Source organism: Thermomonospora echinospora (assembly GCF_900108175.1).
GTDB lineage: Bacteria > Actinomycetota > Actinomycetes > Streptosporangiales > Streptosporangiaceae > Thermomonospora > Thermomonospora echinospora.
In genome coordinates this window covers 1-17,675 of record NZ_FNVO01000048.1, presented here as the reverse complement: position 1 = coordinate 17,675, position 17,675 = coordinate 1, and the positions used below count along the sequence as shown (strand labels likewise).

The 17,675-nt window shown below is 69.9% G+C and carries 22 protein-coding genes; 15 read left to right on the top strand and 7 right to left on the bottom strand.

Translation table 11 applies throughout. From position 1 onward, the window contains the following. Positions 1-243: 243 nt before the first annotated feature. Entirely contained in the window at positions 244-1,071 is an 828-nt protein-coding gene (locus C4U03_RS39200) for an SDR family oxidoreductase (RefSeq protein WP_103944894.1), read from the top strand. Positions 1,072-1,161: 90 nt separating this feature from the next. Here the strand turns inward: C4U03_RS39200 and C4U03_RS40915 are convergent, their stop codons facing one another. Continuing rightward, a complete protein-coding gene (locus C4U03_RS40915) occupies positions 1,162-1,338 on the bottom strand; it encodes an AtuA-related protein (protein WP_160147262.1) in 177 nt (58 codons plus the stop codon). Between the two features lie 95 nt (positions 1,339-1,433). On the opposite strand from C4U03_RS40915, the gene C4U03_RS39195 reads away from it, so the two are divergent. From C4U03_RS39195 to C4U03_RS39185, 3 genes are read left to right on the top strand one after another with little or no spacing between them, the layout of a single operon-like run. Beyond that, complete coding sequence (locus tag C4U03_RS39195) at positions 1,434-1,964, top strand: ArsR/SmtB family transcription factor (RefSeq protein WP_235018404.1); 531 nt, start codon at positions 1,434-1,436, stop codon at positions 1,962-1,964. Next, the gene (locus C4U03_RS39190; RefSeq protein WP_103944893.1) at positions 1,961-3,220 is read left to right on the top strand and encodes an MFS transporter; all 1,260 of its coding nucleotides are present in this window, start codon (positions 1,961-1,963) and stop codon (positions 3,218-3,220) included. The genes C4U03_RS39195 and C4U03_RS39190 overlap by 4 nt, the downstream gene beginning before the upstream one ends. Next, complete coding sequence (locus C4U03_RS39185; RefSeq protein ID WP_103944891.1) at positions 3,178-4,410, top strand: aminopeptidase; 1,233 nt, start codon at positions 3,178-3,180, stop codon at positions 4,408-4,410. Before C4U03_RS39190 ends, C4U03_RS39185 begins: the two co-directional genes overlap by 43 nt. A gap of 140 nt (positions 4,411-4,550) precedes the next feature. On the opposite strand, the gene C4U03_RS39180 is transcribed toward C4U03_RS39185, so the two are convergent. Then, positions 4,551-5,300, bottom strand: a complete 750-nt coding sequence (locus C4U03_RS39180) for a methyltransferase domain-containing protein (RefSeq protein WP_235018403.1) — start codon at positions 5,298-5,300, stop codon at positions 4,551-4,553. A gap of 28 nt (positions 5,301-5,328) precedes the next feature. On the opposite strand from C4U03_RS39180, the gene C4U03_RS39175 reads away from it, so the two are divergent. Then, a complete protein-coding gene (locus tag C4U03_RS39175) occupies positions 5,329-5,736 on the top strand; it encodes a MerR family transcriptional regulator (RefSeq protein ID WP_200827788.1) in 408 nt (135 codons plus the stop codon). A gap of 97 nt (positions 5,737-5,833) precedes the next feature. Here C4U03_RS39175 and C4U03_RS39170 read toward each other — a convergent pair whose 3' ends face one another. Further along, positions 5,834-6,568 carry a polysaccharide deacetylase family protein gene (locus C4U03_RS39170; protein ID WP_103944887.1) on the bottom strand — a complete coding sequence of 245 codons (735 nt, stop codon included), beginning with the start codon at positions 6,566-6,568 and terminating at the stop codon, positions 5,834-5,836. Positions 6,569-6,746: 178 nt separating this feature from the next. Between C4U03_RS39170 and C4U03_RS40910 the strand changes: the two genes are divergently transcribed. From C4U03_RS40910 to C4U03_RS39160, 3 genes are all read left to right on the top strand, one after another. Further along, complete coding sequence (locus C4U03_RS40910; protein ID WP_160147261.1) at positions 6,747-6,893, top strand: hypothetical protein; 147 nt, start codon at positions 6,747-6,749, stop codon at positions 6,891-6,893. Positions 6,894-7,152: 259 nt separating this feature from the next. Continuing rightward, entirely contained in the window at positions 7,153-7,623 is a 471-nt protein-coding gene (locus C4U03_RS39165; RefSeq protein ID WP_103944885.1) for a DUF1707 SHOCT-like domain-containing protein, read from the top strand. A 351-nt stretch (positions 7,624-7,974) separates the two neighbouring features. Then, the gene (locus C4U03_RS39160; protein WP_103944883.1) at positions 7,975-8,622 is read left to right on the top strand and encodes an HD domain-containing protein; all 648 of its coding nucleotides are present in this window, start codon (positions 7,975-7,977) and stop codon (positions 8,620-8,622) included. Here C4U03_RS39160 and C4U03_RS39155 read toward each other — a convergent pair. Next, positions 8,594-8,932: a recombinase family protein gene (locus C4U03_RS39155; protein WP_103944882.1), complete on the bottom strand. Its 339-nt coding sequence runs from the start codon at positions 8,930-8,932 to the stop codon at positions 8,594-8,596. The two genes, C4U03_RS39160 and C4U03_RS39155, sit on opposite strands and share 29 nt — an antisense overlap. Before the next feature lie 121 nt (positions 8,933-9,053). On the opposite strand from C4U03_RS39155, the gene C4U03_RS39150 reads away from it, so the two are divergent. The 4 genes from C4U03_RS39150 to C4U03_RS41565 all read left to right on the top strand — a co-directional run bounded on the left by C4U03_RS39150 (position 9,054) and on the right by C4U03_RS41565 (position 12,005). Next, entirely contained in the window at positions 9,054-9,407 is a 354-nt protein-coding gene (locus C4U03_RS39150) for a metalloregulator ArsR/SmtB family transcription factor (protein ID WP_103944880.1), read from the top strand. Then, entirely contained in the window at positions 9,404-9,904 is a 501-nt protein-coding gene (locus tag C4U03_RS39145; protein WP_103944878.1) for an SRPBCC family protein, read from the top strand. Before C4U03_RS39150 ends, C4U03_RS39145 begins: the two co-directional genes overlap by 4 nt. Positions 9,905-10,158: 254 nt before the next feature. Further along, the gene (locus C4U03_RS42350; protein ID WP_103944877.1) at positions 10,159-11,625 is read left to right on the top strand and encodes a membrane-associated oxidoreductase; all 1,467 of its coding nucleotides are present in this window, start codon (positions 10,159-10,161) and stop codon (positions 11,623-11,625) included. Positions 11,626-11,765: 140 nt separating this feature from the next. Then, a complete protein-coding gene (locus tag C4U03_RS41565; RefSeq protein WP_200827787.1) occupies positions 11,766-12,005 on the top strand; it encodes a hypothetical protein in 240 nt (79 codons plus the stop codon). Here the strand turns inward: C4U03_RS41565 and C4U03_RS39130 are convergent. Then, positions 11,998-12,798, bottom strand: coding sequence for an SAM-dependent methyltransferase (locus tag C4U03_RS39130; RefSeq protein WP_146087705.1), 801 nt, complete (start codon positions 12,796-12,798; stop codon positions 11,998-12,000). The two genes, C4U03_RS41565 and C4U03_RS39130, sit on opposite strands and share 8 nt — an antisense overlap. 133 nt (positions 12,799-12,931) lie before the next feature. Here C4U03_RS39130 and C4U03_RS39125 point away from each other — a divergent pair, with 133 nt between their 5' ends. The 3 genes from C4U03_RS39125 to C4U03_RS39115 are packed head-to-tail and all read left to right on the top strand — an operon-like array spanning position 12,932 to position 16,712. Next, positions 12,932-15,457, top strand: a complete 2,526-nt coding sequence (locus tag C4U03_RS39125; protein ID WP_103944874.1) for a molybdopterin-dependent oxidoreductase — start codon at positions 12,932-12,934, stop codon at positions 15,455-15,457. Continuing rightward, positions 15,454-16,395: an FAD binding domain-containing protein gene (locus C4U03_RS39120; protein WP_235018402.1), complete on the top strand. Its 942-nt coding sequence runs from the start codon at positions 15,454-15,456 to the stop codon at positions 16,393-16,395. The genes C4U03_RS39125 and C4U03_RS39120 overlap by 4 nt, the downstream gene beginning before the upstream one ends. After that, complete coding sequence (locus C4U03_RS39115; RefSeq protein WP_200827786.1) at positions 16,392-16,712, top strand: alpha/beta fold hydrolase; 321 nt, start codon at positions 16,392-16,394, stop codon at positions 16,710-16,712. Before C4U03_RS39120 ends, C4U03_RS39115 begins: the two co-directional genes overlap by 4 nt. A 17-nt stretch (positions 16,713-16,729) precedes the next feature. On the opposite strand, the gene C4U03_RS39110 is transcribed toward C4U03_RS39115, so the two are convergent. Together C4U03_RS39110 and C4U03_RS39105 are read right to left on the bottom strand one after the other, a co-directional pair. Beyond that, positions 16,730-16,999, bottom strand: coding sequence for a hypothetical protein (locus C4U03_RS39110; RefSeq protein WP_103944872.1), 270 nt, complete (start codon positions 16,997-16,999; stop codon positions 16,730-16,732). A gap of 268 nt (positions 17,000-17,267) precedes the next feature. Beyond that, positions 17,268-17,675 (bottom strand): MmyB family transcriptional regulator (locus tag C4U03_RS39105; RefSeq protein ID WP_456119812.1); only part of this gene is annotated, 408 nt, incomplete at its 5' end.

The following is a 17,675-nucleotide window of genomic DNA, read 5'->3' as shown; positions in this document are numbered from 1 at the left end:
GGGACAGGGATGGGATACGGCGCCGCCGGTCACCGTCCGCTGTGACATGGGTCTCCCTGAAAGGTGAAGCTAGACGGCGGCGACCCCGGCGGCCAGGAGGTCTCCCGGTAGCCGGGAGACAACGACTCAGACCGGCCGCCGACTGATGGGCACCGACATGGCCATGCAGCCACCAATCAGTGATTGACTTCTGTATGCCGCACTCTTCGAGTGGTCCTTCCGCATCGTAAGGAGACCTGGAGCATGGGAACCTTCGCCGTCACCGGATCCGCCTCCGGCATGGGCGCCGCCACCGCCGCGGTCCTCACCGACGCCGGGCACACCGTCATCGGGGTCGATCTCCACGACGCCGAGGTCATCGCCGACCTCGGCACCGCCGAAGGCCGCCGGACCGCGATCGAGGCGATCGTAGAGATCAGTGGCGGCACGCTCGACGGCGTCGCCGCCATCGCCGGTGTCGGCCCGAACCTGCCGGACGCGGCCGCGGTGCTGTCCATCAATCACTTCGGCCCGGTAACGCTGCTGAACGGGCTGCGACCGGCCCTGGAACGCTCAGGCGCCGGCCGCGCCGTCGTCATCGGGTCGAACTCGGCGACCACCGTCCCACTGATCGACGACCACCTGGTGGAACTCGCGTTGGCCGGCGACGAAGACGCCGCCCGCGAGCACGCCCGGGCCGCGCAAAGCGCCATGCCCCAGGAGATCCTCGACTTCGCGCCCAGCATCGCCGCCTACGCCTCCTCCAAGTTCGCACTGGCCCGCTGGGTACGCCGCACCGCGGTCACTCCCGAATGGGCCCGGCGCGGTGTGCTGCTGAACGCCATCGCCCCCGGTGCGGTGCTCACTCCGCTCATGCTCGGCTCCACCGGTAACGGCGCCGACCTGAACGCCGACGAGTTCCCCACGCCCATGCCGCTGGGCGTCTTCGGACGCCCTGAGGACATCGCGTTCTGGGTGCACCAGTTCCTGCGGCCCGAGGCCCGTTTCACCACCGGGGCGGTCCTCTACGTCGACGGCGGCACCGACGCGGCCATGCGCCCCGACTCCCAGCCCACGGCAATGACCCTCTGACCCCGACAAACGGTCGACCCACCCGCGCCGGGACCGGTGAACGGGTGAGGCCGGCCGCTGCACGCACCCGATGCCGAGCCCGGCTCGGGTTCAGTGGATCACCGCGCCCTGGACGTGGTCGGCCAGGTGGCGGCGCAGTACCTCCGGAGTCGGTTCCCTGACCAGGCCGGCGTAGCGCTCGTCGCGGTAGGGGAAGACCGACAGGGTCGAGGGGTCGCCCTTGTCGCCAGTACGGGCGTGGGCGATGTCATGCGGTCTCACGCGCACGGGCGGCCTCCAGGATCTCGGTCTCGGGCGTGACGGCGGCTCTTTCGGGGTTCACCCATTGCGGCGGTGCCGTACCGTCTGCTTATTATCCCAACGTGTCTTGGGAAAAAGAGCCACTGGTCCCGCTCCGGGCGCTGGCCAATCCGCTGCGCATCCGCATCGTGTCCCTGCTGACCGGTACCGCGATGTCGGCGACGGAGGTAGCCGAGGAGCTCGGGCTGGCGCACGCCTCCGCGAGCTACCACCTGCGGCAGCTGGCCGCCGCCGGGTTCCTGGAGCAGGTCGACGATGACCCTGCCGTCAAAGGCAGACCGGGCCGGGGTCGCTCGCCCAAGCGTTACCGCTACGACCCGACCAGCGCGGAGCGGCTGGATCGGTCGAGCGGCCGACGGCTGCTGCAGGAGGCGACGTTCACCGATCTGCGCCGCCGGCTGGATGCGATGACCAGGCAACGGCAGAGCGCGGACGCCGAGGTCTGGCTCCACACCGAGGACTGGGAACGGGTCTGCTCACTGGTCGGCGAGGCGGTGCGGCTGCTGCACGAGAACGCCCGGCCGCCGCGGTCGGAGGGCACCGTCCACGTCAGCATGACGACGATCCTGTTCGAAATGCCCGACGGCCAATGAACGGCAGATCACAGCTGCCGGTACTGGCCGCCACCAGCGCGTGCTTCCTGTCCATCGGCCTGCTGATCCCCGTACTCCCGCAGTACGTCACGGGGCCGCTTGCCCATGGCCCCGGCACGGTCGGCGTCCTCATCGCCGTACCAAGCATCACCGCGATCCTGGCCCGGCCGTTCGCCGGGCGGATGGCCGACGAGCACGGCCACCGGTCGGCGGCCGTGGCCGGCGCCGCCGTGCTCGCCGTCGCCGCACTCGCCCTGCTCGGCACCGGCTCCCTCTCGGCCCTTCTGGCGTGCCGTGCCGTGGCGGGGGTCGGCGAGGCCTTCGCCTACGTCGGGCTCGCGGCGGCCGGTGCCTCCGCGGCCGAAGACACGACGGACACCTCTGGGAGGATCACCCGGTTCTCCATCGCCGTCTACACCGGGCTGCTGGCGGGCGCGCCGCTCGGCACGATCGTGCTGAGCAGCCTGGACTTCGAGTGGGTCTGGCTGTTGTCGTCCGCCACCGCCGCCGCGGCCGCGGCGATCTGCCTGGTACTGCCTTCGAACGCAACGGCATCAGCGGACCCGGCGACGTCGGCAGGAGCGCAGACGGCGAGGGCCGCCGGTAGTGGTCGACGGGAGAGGTCTCCGTTGGTCCACCGGGCCGGTCTGCTGCCGGGTGTCGCGTACGGCGCGAGCATCTGGGGCTACACGGCGTTCAACACCTACATTCCGCTCTACGGGCGGCACATCGGTGAGCGTGACGTGCGGACCGAATACCTCGTCTACGGCGTGGTCCTGCTGGCCGTCCGGATCCTGGGGCACCGCGTGATCTCCCGCCTGCCGCCGCGCCGGACCGCCGTCACGTCCCTGGCGTTCACCGCCGCCGGGCTGGCCGGGATGCTGATCGCACCGACCGCACCCGGCCTGGTGGGCGGTACCGTACTGCTCGCCGTCGGCCAGGCGCTCGGGCTGCCCGCGTTCCTGGCGATGGCCGTCGACGCGGTCCCCGCCGGGCAGCGGGGCTCGGTCCTGGCGACGGTCACCGGGTTCTTCGACGTCGGCTTCCTGACCGCGGCGCTCGGGCTCGGCCTGGCGACCCGGACGCTCGGCCTGGAGGCGGGCTTCGCCGTCGCCGCAGGGGCCGCCGCGGCCCCGCTCCTGCTGTTCATCCCACGGCGGCGGGCCATTCCGCCGCCGGTTCCCCCGTTCCGAACGACGACCGAGGAGCGACCATGTCCCGACCCGACTCGCCGGACATTCCGGCGGCCGACCTGACCGCCTACTCCGAGCTGATCCTCGACGTCTCCGCACCGGTCACCGAGGACGACCTCGTGGCCATCAACGCCGAGATCGAGCACGCGCCACTGGCCCGTGCACTCGCCGAAGGCGCCTACGCGCGCGGTGCGAGGTACGTGGACATCTGGTACTTCGATCCGTACGCCAAGCGCTCGCGGGTGCGCCATGCGGACCCGGCAACGCTGCACGAGGTGCCGGCTTGGCTCGACCGGAGGAACCACGAGCTCGGCCAGCGGTACGGAGTGCTGATCAACATCCGCGGCGAGGCCGAGCCCGATCTGCTGGGCGACGTCGACCCCGTACGGGCCGGCCTGGACCGCATGCCCAACCTCTCCTCGCGCTACCACCTGCAGAGCAACGACCTGGTCTGCTGGTCGATCGTCGCCTACCCCACGCGCTCCTGGTCACGGCATGTCTTCGGGCAGGAGGACGTGGCGCGGCTGTGGGACCACCTCAAGCACTTCCTCAGGCTGGACCGGCCCGACCCCAGCGCGGCCTGGCACACCCGCCTCGACGAGCTCCGCGGCCGGGCGGACCGGCTGAACGAGCTGAACCTGGACGCGGTGCACTTCAAGGGACCGGGAACGGACCTGACGATCGGCCTCATCCCACAGGCGGAATGGACCGTTGTCGGCTTCAAGGCCGCCGACGGCCGATACTTCGTGCCCAACCTCCCGTCCGAGGAGGTCTTCACCACACCGGACCACCGCCGGATCGACGGCACGGTCAGCGCCACCCGCCCGCTGTCGCTCGCCGGGACGGTGGTCCGGGACCTGCGGCTGACGTTCACCGGCGGCCGGGTCAGCGAAGTGCACGCCAGCAGCGGAGCGGACGTCGTGCGCGGGCACCAGGCCACCGACCCCGGCGCCGCACGACTCGGCGAGGTCGCCCTGGTGGACGGCTCGTCACCGATCGGCCGGTCCGGCGTCACGTTCATGGAGACCCTGCTCGACGAGAACGCCACCTGCCACCTCGCCTGGGGCAGCGGAATCCCGCAGGCCATTCCCGGCGCGTCGCGGCTCGGCAGGGACCGGATCGAGGAAATGGGCGTGAATTTCTCCGCCGTGCACACCGACTTCATGGTCGGCGGGCCGGAGGTCACGGTGACGGGCATCGACGGGGACGGCCGGCGCATCGTGATCCTCCGTGAGGACGAGTGGCGGCTTTGAGCACCGGCGCCCGTGAGGCCGAGGAGGAGGAACGCGCCGGCCTCTGTTCCGGCGGCCACCGGGAGCGGACCGCCCGCAACCTCCGTGACGCTCCCCGCCGGCATCCGCAGGCGGCTGTGGGGCATGCGCCACCACAAAGGTCAGGGGTTGGTCGCCGCCGCCATGAAGATCGGTACGGCCGCGAACAGCCGGTCTGCCCGGGCGCGTTCCCGCTGGTCGGCGATCCATGTGTCCGCCTGCGCACGTGTGATCGCGCCGTGCTCGCAGCAGAACTCGGCGAGGCGGGTGAGTACCGGCAGGAACGAGTCGTCGGTGAACACCCCCGTGTGCACCTCCACCGTCACGTCGCGGAAACCGGCGTCCAGCAGCAGATTGCGGTATCGACGGGCGGCCCGCGGCGACGCCACCTGGTCGGCGCGCTTGCGCACGATGGTGCGGGTGAGCTCCGGATCGGTGGAGTCGATCACGAGCGTGTCCCAGTCCTGCCCGCACAGTACGATGCGCCCGCCCGAAGCGAGAACGCGTCGCGCCTCGGCGAGCGCCTGACCCGGGTCGGCCAGCGTGTGGATGACCTTATCGGCCCGGTAGCCCGCGACCTCCCCGTCTCCGAGCGGCAGGGCGTACACGTCGCCGACGCGGAACTCGCCGTACGGCCAGCGCTCCCGCGCCAACGCGATCATCTGATCGTTGACGTCGATCCCCATCACCCGTACGCCCTGATCCGCCAGCTCGGCGACGGCCCGCCCGGCACCGCAGCCGGCGTCGATCACCAGCGCGCCCGGGGCGGCATGCAGCAGCTCGTACGAGCGGGCGCGCAGCTCGGCGGCACCGGGACTGTCGTCGACGGCGTCGAGCTGCGGGATGAGGGCCTTGATTGCTTCGTTGGACATACGCGCCATGCTGCGACTTAATGTCGACATGAAGTCAAGCGCGACCATGAGCATCGGCGAGCTGGCCGGGCACTTCGGCCTGGCGACGCACGTACTGCGCCACTGGGAGACCATGGGCCTGCTCTCGCCCGCCCGCGCGGCCGCAGGTCACCGCCGATACGGCCGCTCCGACCTCTATCGGGTCGCGAGCATCCTGCTCGCCAAGGAGGCGGGGCTCGCCTTGACCGACATCCGCGACATCCTGACGACCGCCGACGTCGAGAAGCGTCGGAGAATCCAGCGCCGCCACCGCGACGAACTGGTCCGGCGAATAGTGGAGATGCGGGCTGCCCTAAGCTTCATCGAAGGTGGCTTGGACTGTGACTACGAGGACATCACCGAGTGCCCCAACTACCAGTCCCTGGTCGCCGACCGAATGAGCATGCACGTGCCGTGAAGCGAGCGACAGCCTGGTCACCCTGGCCGGCCATCGCCGAGGAGCTGATCACCCCGTACAAGGGAAGGACAAGCCGGAATCCCAGAAGACGGCCGGATCAGCACCACATCCGGCGGAAGGTGTATCCGCGTGCCTTGAGGGTGCGCAGGATGGTCGGCAGCGCCGCCACCGTCTGGCTGCGGTCTCCTCCACCGTCGTGGAGCAGGATGATCGATCCTGGCCGGACGTTGTCCAGGACCCGTCTGGCGATCACCGACGATCCGGGCCTGGACCAGTCCCTGGGGTCGACGGTCCACAGCTTGACCGTCTTGCCGAGCGAGCCGGCCCGGCTTCGGACCTTGCTGTCGACCGATCCGTACGGCGGCCGGAGGCATCGGGGTGTGTAGCCGGTCTGGGCACGAATGACGCGGTCGGTCCGGCCGACCTGCGACGTGAAGGTTTTCCAGGAGACCTGCCGTAGGTCGGGGTGCGACCAGGTGTGGTTTTGAATGCTGTGGCCGCGCTCGTGCGCCCGGAGGGTGAGCGATGGATAGCGGTTGACGTTCTCACCGAGTACGAAGAACGTGGCACGGACCCCACGCTTGGCAAGGATGTTCAGGATCTTCGGGGTGTAGCCGGAGCTGGGCCCGTCGTCGAAACTGAGGTAGACGACCTTCTCGGCCGCCGCCTGCTGCGCCGCCGGCAAGGCGACCGCGGCAGGACCGGCGATTTTGGCCTGCGCAGGTTCTGCGGGTGCAAGGACCCCGAGGGACAGGGAAAGGCCGCCGGCGAAGGCGACGACGGCGAGGTATCTCTGCCGGGACCGCCGGTACGGGGTCTGGTGTCGCGACATGCGTTCCCCTCGGTGTCCACGGCCGACGTCCGCACTCCGCGCGAAGACCGCCGTACGCGAAGAAACATCCCATCCCTCACCTGGCGAAGCAAGACCAAATATCAGCAGATATCAGCACTTTGCGACCAGCACGATTGAGACACCGCCTGTGCCGTCTGCAGGTGCGAGCCGGAGGGAGATGCCATGGTCGAGCAGGCGGTATGACCACCTGCTCAGCGGGCCACCGCGGAACTGGCCCGCGCCGCACGAGTGGGAGGAGGGGTTCGACCTGCCCCAGGCCAACGACGCCTACGCCGAGGTCAACCCCTACGCTGACCCTGAGTAGCTGCCCCGAGCTGCTGATTGCCGCTGGGCGCGCTGTGAGGCCCAGGGCTTGGTCAGCGTGGTAGATCGGGTGGCGGGCCGCCGGGAAGACCCCGCTCCCCTTTCGCACATCCCCCCTTGATCGGAGGCCGGGTGCGATCCCAACGTCCAGGAACCGGGGGTCGGGACTTCATTCGTGAGAGTCCGGCACGCTGGGTGGAGCTGCTGCCGACAGGGAGCTGATCACCTGGGCGAGTTGTTCGGCGTAGTGCTCGACCAGCTTGGAGGCCTACAGCGAGGGGCACATCTCATACGAGGAGCTGGACGAACACCTCCACCAGGCGCTCACCGCCACGACGCACGACGAACTCGTGCAGGCTCTGGCCTCGCTCCCAGAGGAGAATGCGGGCAGCACGTCCACGATCGCCGCTGCCAGTGGACTGATCCGGCGGCGCGGCGCATGGCGGGTACCTCGGGTGCTCACGGTCGAATCCGCACTCGGAAGGGTGCACCTGGACCTGTCCCGGGCGATCATCGAGCATCCGGTCGTCGACATCGAGTTGCGACTCGGCACCGGCAGGGCCAAGATCACGGTGCCTCGCGACGCGATCGTCGACATCGAGGGTCTGCGCACGGGATGGACGGACCCGCGCTACACAACCCGGCGGCGCTCCGACTCCGGCGGGCCAACGATCCGGATCTCTGGGGCCATGGGGCTCGGCCGGTTGAAGATCCACCACGCGCGGCGTTGAGGCCATCCGGCTGCGGTGTTGGTCGTCCACGCGCAGGCACGATCGCCCTATGGCACCAGCTCGTAGTCGGCCCTTCGCTGTGGTCAGGCAGCCAGACCCGGAGGGGAGGATGCCCGACCGGCAGTGGGGCCGATCTGCCGGCTGAAGCTTTCATCCAGGTGAACCTGGGCCGCTCGGCTCCGGCCACCGCCGCTTCCACCGGTTGTCGGACACGCCCAGCGTCGGCTCGCAGGTGTCGCCGGTGGCGGGCCGGGGACGATGGGGGTGTCGGCGTGGTCCGGCACTTTCAGGTGCGGGATGGCCGGCACCGTCGATGAGGGGGGCGACGGGGGGCCTTGGGGAGGCGTGGGCATGACGATGGACGGGGCATCTGCCGCCGGGGTGGCCGTGCCGGACACCGCACTGGCCGCCGAGGCCACCGAACTCATACGCGAGACCGTCCCTGAGCTGATCTATCACCACTCACGCCGGGTGTACTGGTTCGCAAGCCTGCAGGGCCGCAACCGCGGCCTGAGCTTCGACCCGGAACTGCTCTACATCGGCGCGATGTTCCACGACGTCGGCCTCGGTGAAAGGTTCCACAGCAGCGGACGGCGCTTCGAGGTGGACAGCGCCGACGAGGCCCGCAGATTCCTGCAGGCCCACAACCTGCCCGACGACAGCATCAGACGCGTCTGGACGGCCATCGCCCTACACACCACACCCGGCGTCCCCGAATTCATGGAACCGGAGATCGCACTGCTCACCGCCGGGGTGGAGTACGACGTCCTGGGCATCGGCTACCACGACGTCACCGACAGCGACCGCGCCGAGATCACCGCGCTGCACCCACGGCCGGACTTCAAACGCCGCATCCTCCGCGCGTTCACCGACGGCATGACCACCAAACCACAGACGACCTTCGGCACCGTCAACGCCGACGTCCTACAGCACTTCACCCCAGGCTTCCACAGAGCCGACTTCGTCGAGATCATCCAGAACTCCCCCTGGCCCGAGTAGGCAGAACCCGGACACACCGGCCAGCACCACCCGGGAAGGCCGGTCGAACCCGACGGACGCAGGCGATCCGGGGACGCCGACTGCGTGGCCCCGATGCCACCAGCTCGCGGATGAACTTGGCCGGGTCGGCGGACACGGAGAACACCAGCCGCCCATCGGGAGTGGTGTCGAGGCGTGCGTGGAGCGAGGCGACGCCGATCTCGCGCTTGAGCAGGTCGTCGACCATGGTGATCAGATCGTTGAAGGAGCGGCCGTCGCGGTCCAGGGACGGGACGACCAGGGCGGTAGCCGCAGACTGTCTCAAGATCATGCGTGAGAGCGCTCACCGTGACGACGGTTACGCCGAGCTACCTCCCCCTGGTGACACAGAGCCCGAACGGAGGGTCCCCTCACTGTCGCCAAACGCGTAACCAATAGGTTACCCTTTCTAGGTGGACGAAGTGGCGGCGGCGATCGCGGACCCGGTGCGCCGACAGATCCTGGTCATGCTGCGCGGCGGCAGGCTCTCGGCGGGGCAGATCGCCGGGCGCTTCCCGATCAGCAGGCCGGCCGTGAGCCGCCACCTGCGGGTGCTCAGGCAAAGCGGGCTGGTGCGCGACGAGCTCGTCGGCAGGCAACGGCTTTATGAGCTCGACGCCGGCCGGTTCACCGAGCTCGCCGCCTGGCTCGCCCCATTCCTCCAGCCTTCCGACTGGGAACACCGCCTCGACGCGCTGGAGACAGAGGTCTATCGGACCCGCCGCGAACGTCGTGCGGCCGATCAAACGAAGGAGAACACGGCATGAACCGTCCCCCCACCGGCGAACTGTTCCGCACCGGCACCGGAAGTGATCTCGTCCTCACCCGGACATTCCGTGCGCCGATCGAGGACGTGTGGGCCAGCGTCACCGAACCCGACCGCACGGCCCGCTGGTACGGACCGTGGGAGGGCGACGCTGCGCCCGGCCGAACGATCAAGGTGCAGCTGGCGTTCGAGGACCAGACACCGTGGGTCGACATGCACATCGACGCCTGCGATCCGCCACAGCGGCTGGCCCTGTCGGCGACCGACGAGTTCGGCGCCTGGCGGATCGAGCTGCTGCTATCGCACGCCGACGGGGTGACACGGCTGCGATTCGTGCATCACCTCGAGAATGAGGAGCAACTCGGCGAGATCGGCCCAGGCTGGGAGTACTACCTGGACATGCTCGTGGCCGCACGCGACGGCTCCCCCAAGCCGGACTTCGACACCTACTACCCCGCGATGAAGCCCTACTTCCTCGCACTGACCACCCGAACGTGACATCCGAGCCTGCCCAGTGGCCTATGAACGCACGGCATACTCGGCCTCGTCGCTGAGGAGCTTGCCGGACTGGTCGGTACCGGGCACGACCGTCACGGCGGCTGGTTCTCCGGGCACTGGTGACGCACCGCCCACCTGAGAAGACGGGTCAACGCCGGGCCTCGTCCGTCCACCGCTCCTCAGGGTCGCGTCGGCACCGGTCCCGTCGCGGTATCCGTTTGACAGAGCACGGGGCCCGCGAGAAGGTCCCGCCGATGGAGATCGCCGATCTGACGCCCGCCGAGCGCCGTGTGTGGCGGGCGTTCCCCCGGGGCGAGGTGGTCGACTTCCGCCGCTCCGATGACGAGGACGCCGAGGACGGCCACACCTGGGGTCCGGAGCGCACCGTGCGCGCCAAGGCCCTGCGCGCCCTCCTCCTCGCCGGCACCGCCGAGGAGGGCCAGGTCGCGGCACTACGGGTCGTCGGTGCCCGGATCACCGGCGTGCTCGACCTGCAGTACGCGGCCGTCGAGCACTCCGTCCGTCTGTGGGGCTGCCATTTCGAGCGCGCGGCCATCCTGTACGGCGCGCACGTCCGCCAGCTCAACCTCAGCCACTCCTACCTGCCCGCCCTGGAGGCGGCCACCCTCCACGTCGAGGGCGTCCTGCGGCTCACCGACTGCCGCGTCCCGGGACAGGTCCGGCTCGGCGGCGCGCGGCTGTCCGGCGCGCTCTTCCTGGAACGGGCGCGGCTCGGCGACGAGGACGAGGATCCAGACGACGTCCTGCACCTCAACCACGCCACCGTCGACGACGACATGTGGGCCCCCGGGCTCACCGTGCACGGCCAGATCCAGCTGAACGGCGCCAAGGTCTCCGGCACGGTCAACCTCGACGAAGCGATGCTCATCAACCCCGGCGGCACAGTGCTGGACGCCAGGTCCTTCGCCGTCGGCACCGACATGCACGCCGTGCGAATGCGCACCCAGGGCCGCGTCAACCTCCGTGGCGCCACGGTCGCCGGAGGAATCGACCTCACCGGGGCGCGGCTTTCCAACCCCGGTGGCGTGGCGCTGCGAGCCAGCAGCGTCATCGCCCGTGAACTCTGGCTGCGCAACGCACCCCGGATCGAGGGCACGGCCAACCTGCGCCGCTCCCAGTTCGAGCTGCTGCACGCCACCCCGGACGTGTGGCCGGACGCCGTCCGGCTCGACGGGCTCACCTACAACGCACTGGCACCGCACCTTCCCGCCAAGCAGCGTCTGCCGCTGCTGGAACGCGAGGAAGACGGCTACGTCCCGCACACCTACGAGCAGCTCACCGCCGCCTACCGACGCATCGGCGACGACGCGGCGGCACGCATGGTGCAGTTGGCTAAGCAACGACGCCACCGCACCACACTCCCCTGGTACGCCAAACTCTGGGGCCACCTGCAAGACGTCACCGTCGGCTACGGCTTCCGGCCCATGCGCGCCGCGGCCTGGCTGCTGACGCTGCTGCTCACCGGCACCATCGCCTACACGCTCAAGCAGCCACCCGCCCTCAAAGCAGGTGAGGCCCCGGCCTTCAACCCGCTCTTCTACACCTTCGACCTGCTGCTGCCGATCATCGACTTCGGCCAGGAGAAGGCGTTCACACCGCAGGGCTGGTACCAGTGGCTGTCGTACGCGCTGATCCTGGCAGGGTGGATCCTGGCCACCACGATCGTCGCCGGCATCACCCGCGCCGTCAGCCGCCAGTAGAGCCGCCAGGACCCGTCCCGAGTTCCCCAGGCTCACCAAATCCCGATGAGCGCGGACAAACATCAGCGTTCTGCCGGGAATCTCGACGAAACGACGATGCGACGCGTGACCGTGCGGGCAAGGACCGGCTCCTGACACAGATGCACGAGCGCATCGGCCCGGCCATCGGGGACATGAACAGGGCGATGCATGAGGTCCGGCTCGACGGTCCCGGTAAGGTCTCCGCCGCGACTGACCACCTGCGGAGTAGGGCGCGGCGCGTGCAGGCACTGCTCAAGGCGCTCATCGGGGACGGCGGTCCCGGGCAGTGGGACGCCTACGACGCCGACGACACTGTCCTGGCCGCCTTCGGCAAGGTCCGCAACCGTGCAGTCATTTGACGGCGATGCCGCCGTACACCCAGGCGCCGCCACTCGCCGCGGCCTCGATGTCGTCGGAGTGCCACCGGTTGACCTTGACCAGGCCCGGTTCGACGAGAGGAAGGCCGTTGAACAGGCGCAGGATCTGGCCGTGGTCGCGGAAGACCATGGGCGCCGAGGCGTTCTCGTAGGCGGCCTCGATGATCTCGACGAGATCGGCGGGCCGGTCGTCGAGGGTGCTGTGGGAGATGACGAGATGGCTGCCGGGGGCCATGCGGTCGGTGAAGGCGGCGACGATGCCCGCGGGGTCCTCGGCGTCGGTGACGAAGTGCAGCATGGCGTTGAAGATGACGCCGACCGGGCGGTCGAAGTCGATGAGGCTGGCCACGGCGTCAGAGGCGAGGACGGTCTCGGGGGCGCGCATGTCGGCCTGGAGTGCGGCGGTGCGGTCGTCGGCGGCCAGCAGGGCGCGGGCGTGCGCGATGACGATCGGGTCGATGTCCACGTAGACGACGCGGGCGTGCGGGTGGACGCGCTGGGCGATCTCGTGAACGTTGCCTTGGTTGGGCAGTCCCGCACCGAGATCGATGAACTGGTCGATGCCCTGCTCGGCGACGTAGGCGACGGCACGGCCGAGGAAGCGGCGGTTCGCGCGCAGGGCCTCGACGCCGTCCGGGATGGAGGCGATGAGGTGGCCGGCAAGCTCACGGTCGGCGGCGTAGTTGTCCTTCCCGCCGAGCACGTAGTCGTACATGCGGGCCACGTTCGGGGTGTTCGGGTCGATCCCCTGTGGCACGCCTGGCTGTTGCGACACCGGTACTTCCCGTCTGCCGTGGGCGATGAGTCGTCGAGAGTGATCCTAGAAGGGAAGATCGCGCGAAAGCGGTGATTTGCGCAGTTCGCTGTGCCACGATGGCGCTGATCAGCACCCGGCGCATGGAGCTTGGATGGAATTCAGCCTCAACGGCAAACCCGTTGACGTCGGTGTCGAGCCCGCGGAGACCGTGGCGTCGGTGCTGCGGGAACGGATGGGGCTGACCGGAACCAAGGTCGCCTGCGGCACGGGCGTGTGCGGCACCTGCACCGTGCTGGTGGACGGGCGCACGGCGGCGAGCTGCCTGCTGCCCGCCGGGGCGGTGGCGGACCGCGAGATCACGACCGTGGAGGGGCTCGGCGGCGACCATCCGGTGCAGCGGGCCTTCGCCGAGCACGACGCGCTGCAGTGCGGCTACTGCACGCCGGGCTTCGTGGTGGAAGCGGCGGCGTTCATGGATCGGTGGCGGGCCGAGCACGGCACGATCAAGCCGTCCCGTGAGCAGATCGCCGAGGCCCTGGCGGGTCACCTGTGCCGCTGCGGAGCGTACGCCGGCATCTACGAGGCGGTCGCGGCAGCGTGCGCGGGCGAGCACGACGAGGGCACGGTGACACCGGTACGCGTGGAGGCCCTCAGCAAGATCACGGGCGCGGCGCGGTACACGGCGGACGTCACCCTGGAGGGGCAGCTCGAAGGTGTGATCGTACGGTCGCCGCACCCGCACGCGAAGGTGGGCGAAATTCGGCACGATGGTCTGCTGGCCGAACTGCTGCCGCCAGACCGCGTCGTCCGGTATGTGGGCCAGCCGGTGGCCGCGGTCGCCGCGCCCACCAAAGCCGAGGCACTCGCGGTCGCGGCACGGATCGAGGTGGACTACACGGTGCTGCCCACAGTGCTGTCGTCGGAGGCCGAGACCATTGTCTATCCGACCGAGGAGTCCCGTAAGGGGGCTCCGCGCGCCAACGAGGGCCCGCTCGCGTCCGCCAAGTGGAACGGCAACGTACGCGGACCCGCCGCCATGAGCTGGCGCGGTCGCACGGCCGTGAAGCGCATCGAAAAAGCTCGGAACGACGGCGGCGGCCAGACTCTGGTGGAGGCCACCTTCACCACCGCCGTACAGGCCCACACCTGCATGGAGCCGCACGGCTGCGTGGCCCGCTGGGAAGGCGATGATCTGCATCTCCACCTGTCCACCCAGGCGGTGACCCGCGTCGCCGAACAGGCGGCCAAGCGCTGGAAGCTCCGCCCGGAGCAGGTCCATGTCGTGGCCGAGCATGTGGGCGGCGGTTTCGGTTCCAAGGTCAACGTCACCTCTGACGTAGTCGCCGCCGTGGAACTGTCCCGCCTGCACGGCGTGCCAGTCCGGGTCGTCCTCAGCAGGCCGGAGGAGCTCGTCGACGGCGGCACCCGCCCGGGGGTGCGTATCGAGCTAGCCCTCCTCGCCGACGCTGACGGCGGGCTGTCCGCCTTCACCATGGACGGCCACGGTGACTCCGGCGTCTCCATCGGGTCCAACGCGGCCTGGCACTCGCGGTTCTTCTATGGCAACGCGCCTCGCCGGATCCGCGACTACGACCACATCACCAACCGCGCTCCTGGCATCCCCTTCCGCGGCCCCGGTCTGCCGCCGATGCTGTGGGCGCTGGAACAGGCCGTGGACGAGGTGGCGCTGCGCCGCGGCGAGGATCCCATCGCGCTGCGCCGCCGCTGGGACGGCAACGCCAAGCGCCACGCGCTGTACGACCGGGCCTCGACCCTACCGATGTGGCGCGACCGCACGGATCCCGGCGACGGGCGCCTCCGCCGCGGTGTGGGCGTCGCGGCCGCCAACTACATGTACTTCCTCGACCCGGGCACCAAGGTCTCGCTGACGGTCGAGCAGGGCGCCGTGGTCGCCCGCATCGCCACCCAGGACATCGGGACCGGGAGCCGCTCGGTGATCGCCGAGGTCGTGCGGTCCACGCTCGGCCTGCGGTCCGGTCAGGTGCGCGTCGAACTCGGTCGCAGCGACCACGCCTATGGGCCGTCCGCCGCCAGCAGTTGCTCCACCCCTTCCATCGCCCCGGCGGCCCAGGACGCAGCGCGTCGGCTCCGCAAGGCCCTCGGCGCTCGCTCCCTCGACGAAGCCGAGGGGCTCCAGGTCGTCGGCAGGCGCCCCCGGGATCGCCGTGGATACGTCACGCCCTTTCCCCTGGACCACTTCGCCATCGGCCGGGGCTTCTCGGGAGCCGTCGTCGTCACCGAGGTCGAAGTGGACACCCTGCTCGGCCGCGTCAGGCCGACCCGCGTCTGGAGCGGGGTGGCCGCCGGCCATGTCTACGTCCCCCGGCTGGCCCGCAACCAGTGCGAGGGCGGAGTCATCCAGGGCATCGGCTACGCCCTGTTCGAGCAGCGCCATGAGGACCCGGCCACCGGCACCGTGCTCACCGCAAATCTGGAGGACTACCGCATCCCCGGCATCGCCGACACTCCGGAAATCGACGTGTACTTCCACACCGAAGGCTGGGACCACGTGCCCGGCCGCGGCGTCGGCCTGGGCGAGATCTGCACCATGGCGGTCGCCGCCTCGATCGGCAACGCCGTCAGGCATGCCACCGGATGGCGCCCGCATGACCTGCCCATCCGACCTGATCTGCTGCTGGAGGGGATCGGCACGTGACCACCCTTGAGGCCGTCGCCAAAGCCGTCCGCGACACCGGCGGCGAGTTGCGTGCCGGCGGCACCGACGTCATGACCCGGGCGACCCGCCCTCCGGTCGATCTGCTCAGCGTCCCCGGCCTGCGCGGTATCGTCTGGCGGCCGGACGGCTCCGCTCGCATCGGCGCCCTCACCACCATCGCCGACCTGCTCGCCGACGACCGCCTGACCGCCGCCTATCCCGCGCTCGCCGCCACGGCCGCCGCCATCGCCACCCCGCAGATCCGCAACGTCGCCACCGTCGGCGGCAACCTCCTCCAGCGGAACCGCTGCTGGTACCTGCGCAATCCCGCCTTCACATGTCACCAGACGGGAGGCGACACCTGCCCTGCCCGCGAGGGTGCCCACCTGTACTCGGCCGTCATCGACCAGGGCCCCTGCATCGCCCCCCACCCCTCCTCACTCGCCGTAGCCCTCCTCACCTACGCCGCAACCGCCGAAGTCCACGGACGCTCCCCGCTGGGCATCGCCGAACTGTACGGGGACGGCGGTGACCCGACATGCGACCATCGTCTGGAGTCCGGCGAGATCCTCCAGGCCGTCCTCATGCCTGCGCCCACGCCGATCGAACGAGCCGCATACCGCCGCGCCACCGCCCGCGAAATGGCGGAATGGCCCTTGGTCGAAGCCGTCGCCCGCCTCACCCTCGACGGCGACACCATCACCACCGCCGCCATAGCCGTGGGCGGAGTGGCCCGCACACCCCTTTTTCTTCCCGAAGTGGCCGACGCTCTGCTCGGCAAGTCCGCCACCGAGGAGACCCTGGCCGCTGCGGCAGACCTGGCGACAGCCCGCTGTAGCCCCTTGCCCCGGAGCGCCTACAAGGTGGCGCTCCTCCGCGCCACCCTGATCGACGTCCTCACTGCCTGCTCGGCTCCGCCTCCTCCGGCGACCCTGTGACTTCAGGGGCTCTGTCGCACTCCTTCGACGGCATCGCCGACGACTACATGGTCGCGTCCTACGACCCGCGCGGCATGTCCCGCAGCCCGCTGGATGACCCGCAGGCCCCGCAGCAGGTCGCGCATCACGCCGACGACACGTTCCGGGTGCTGGAGCTGCTGTCTCCGGACGCGCCCGCCCGCGTGGCCGGCTGCAGCTCAGGCGCGATCGTCGCGCTGCATCTGCTCGCCCGCGTTCAGGACACCTTCCGCCGGGACGGGCTGATGCCCGCAGTGGCCGAGTTCGCCGAACTGCTCCGCAAGGTGCTGAGCACCTAGGCCGTGTCATCAAGGCGTCATGGCCACATCAGCGGAGCGGCCAGCGTGGCGGCGGTCTGGTAGGGGCGGGCCGTCGCTGGAGTGCGGGCGGCGCTGCGGGACCGGATCCTCATGTGGTTTGTGGCCGTGTCGATGCCCACGATGCTGCTGATGGACCAGGCGTCGGTGGTGGTGCCGCTGGGCGGCGCGGGCCCGGGCGCGGTGACGGTGTTCTCCTGCGTACTGGCAATGGTGTCGGCGGCGGTCCAGCCGTGGTACGCGGCAGGGGGCCACGCCCTTCCCAGCACGAATCCCCAGGTCGTACCGCATGTACACGACCAGGTGCGCCGTTACCGAGAAGACGCCCAGGGAGGAGGCGAGCCGGATCGCGACAACCGTCGCGATCACCAGGCGGCCGGAGCGGGCCACGGCGAAACCCGCGGCAGCGGCGACAATCACCGCCAGAGCACATCAGAACGATGTCCGGCGAATCCAAGATGATCAACGATCATGCCGCTGGCCCACCGGCGACCATGCACGAGCTCGTTAGCGAGGTCTGAAAATGCCGGGCGGTGTTCAGGACTGGTCCGCCGGGGATTGCTTGGGCTGGAGGGCGACTTCGGCGGCCCAGCTGGCCAGGAGGCGGAGTTTGTCCTCTGAGTCGCTGCCGGGCTCGGTGCCGTAGGCGACCAGGGTGAGGTCGTCGGCGGGCAGGTCGAGGGATTCGTAGGTGAGGTGGAGGTCGCCGACGACGGGGTGGTGGAAGGGTTTGGCGCCCAGGTGGTGCTGGCGGACGTCATGGCGGGCCCAACGGGTGCGGAAGTCCTCGCTGCGGGTGCACAGCTCACCGACCAGGTCGGTGAGGTCTTTGTCGTAGGGGTCGCGGCCGGCTTCGGCCTGCAGGAGGGCGACGGTGTCGTTGGCGGCGCGTTCCCAATCGCCCCAGAACCGGTGGGAGCGGGGGTCAAGGAAGGTGAACCGGGC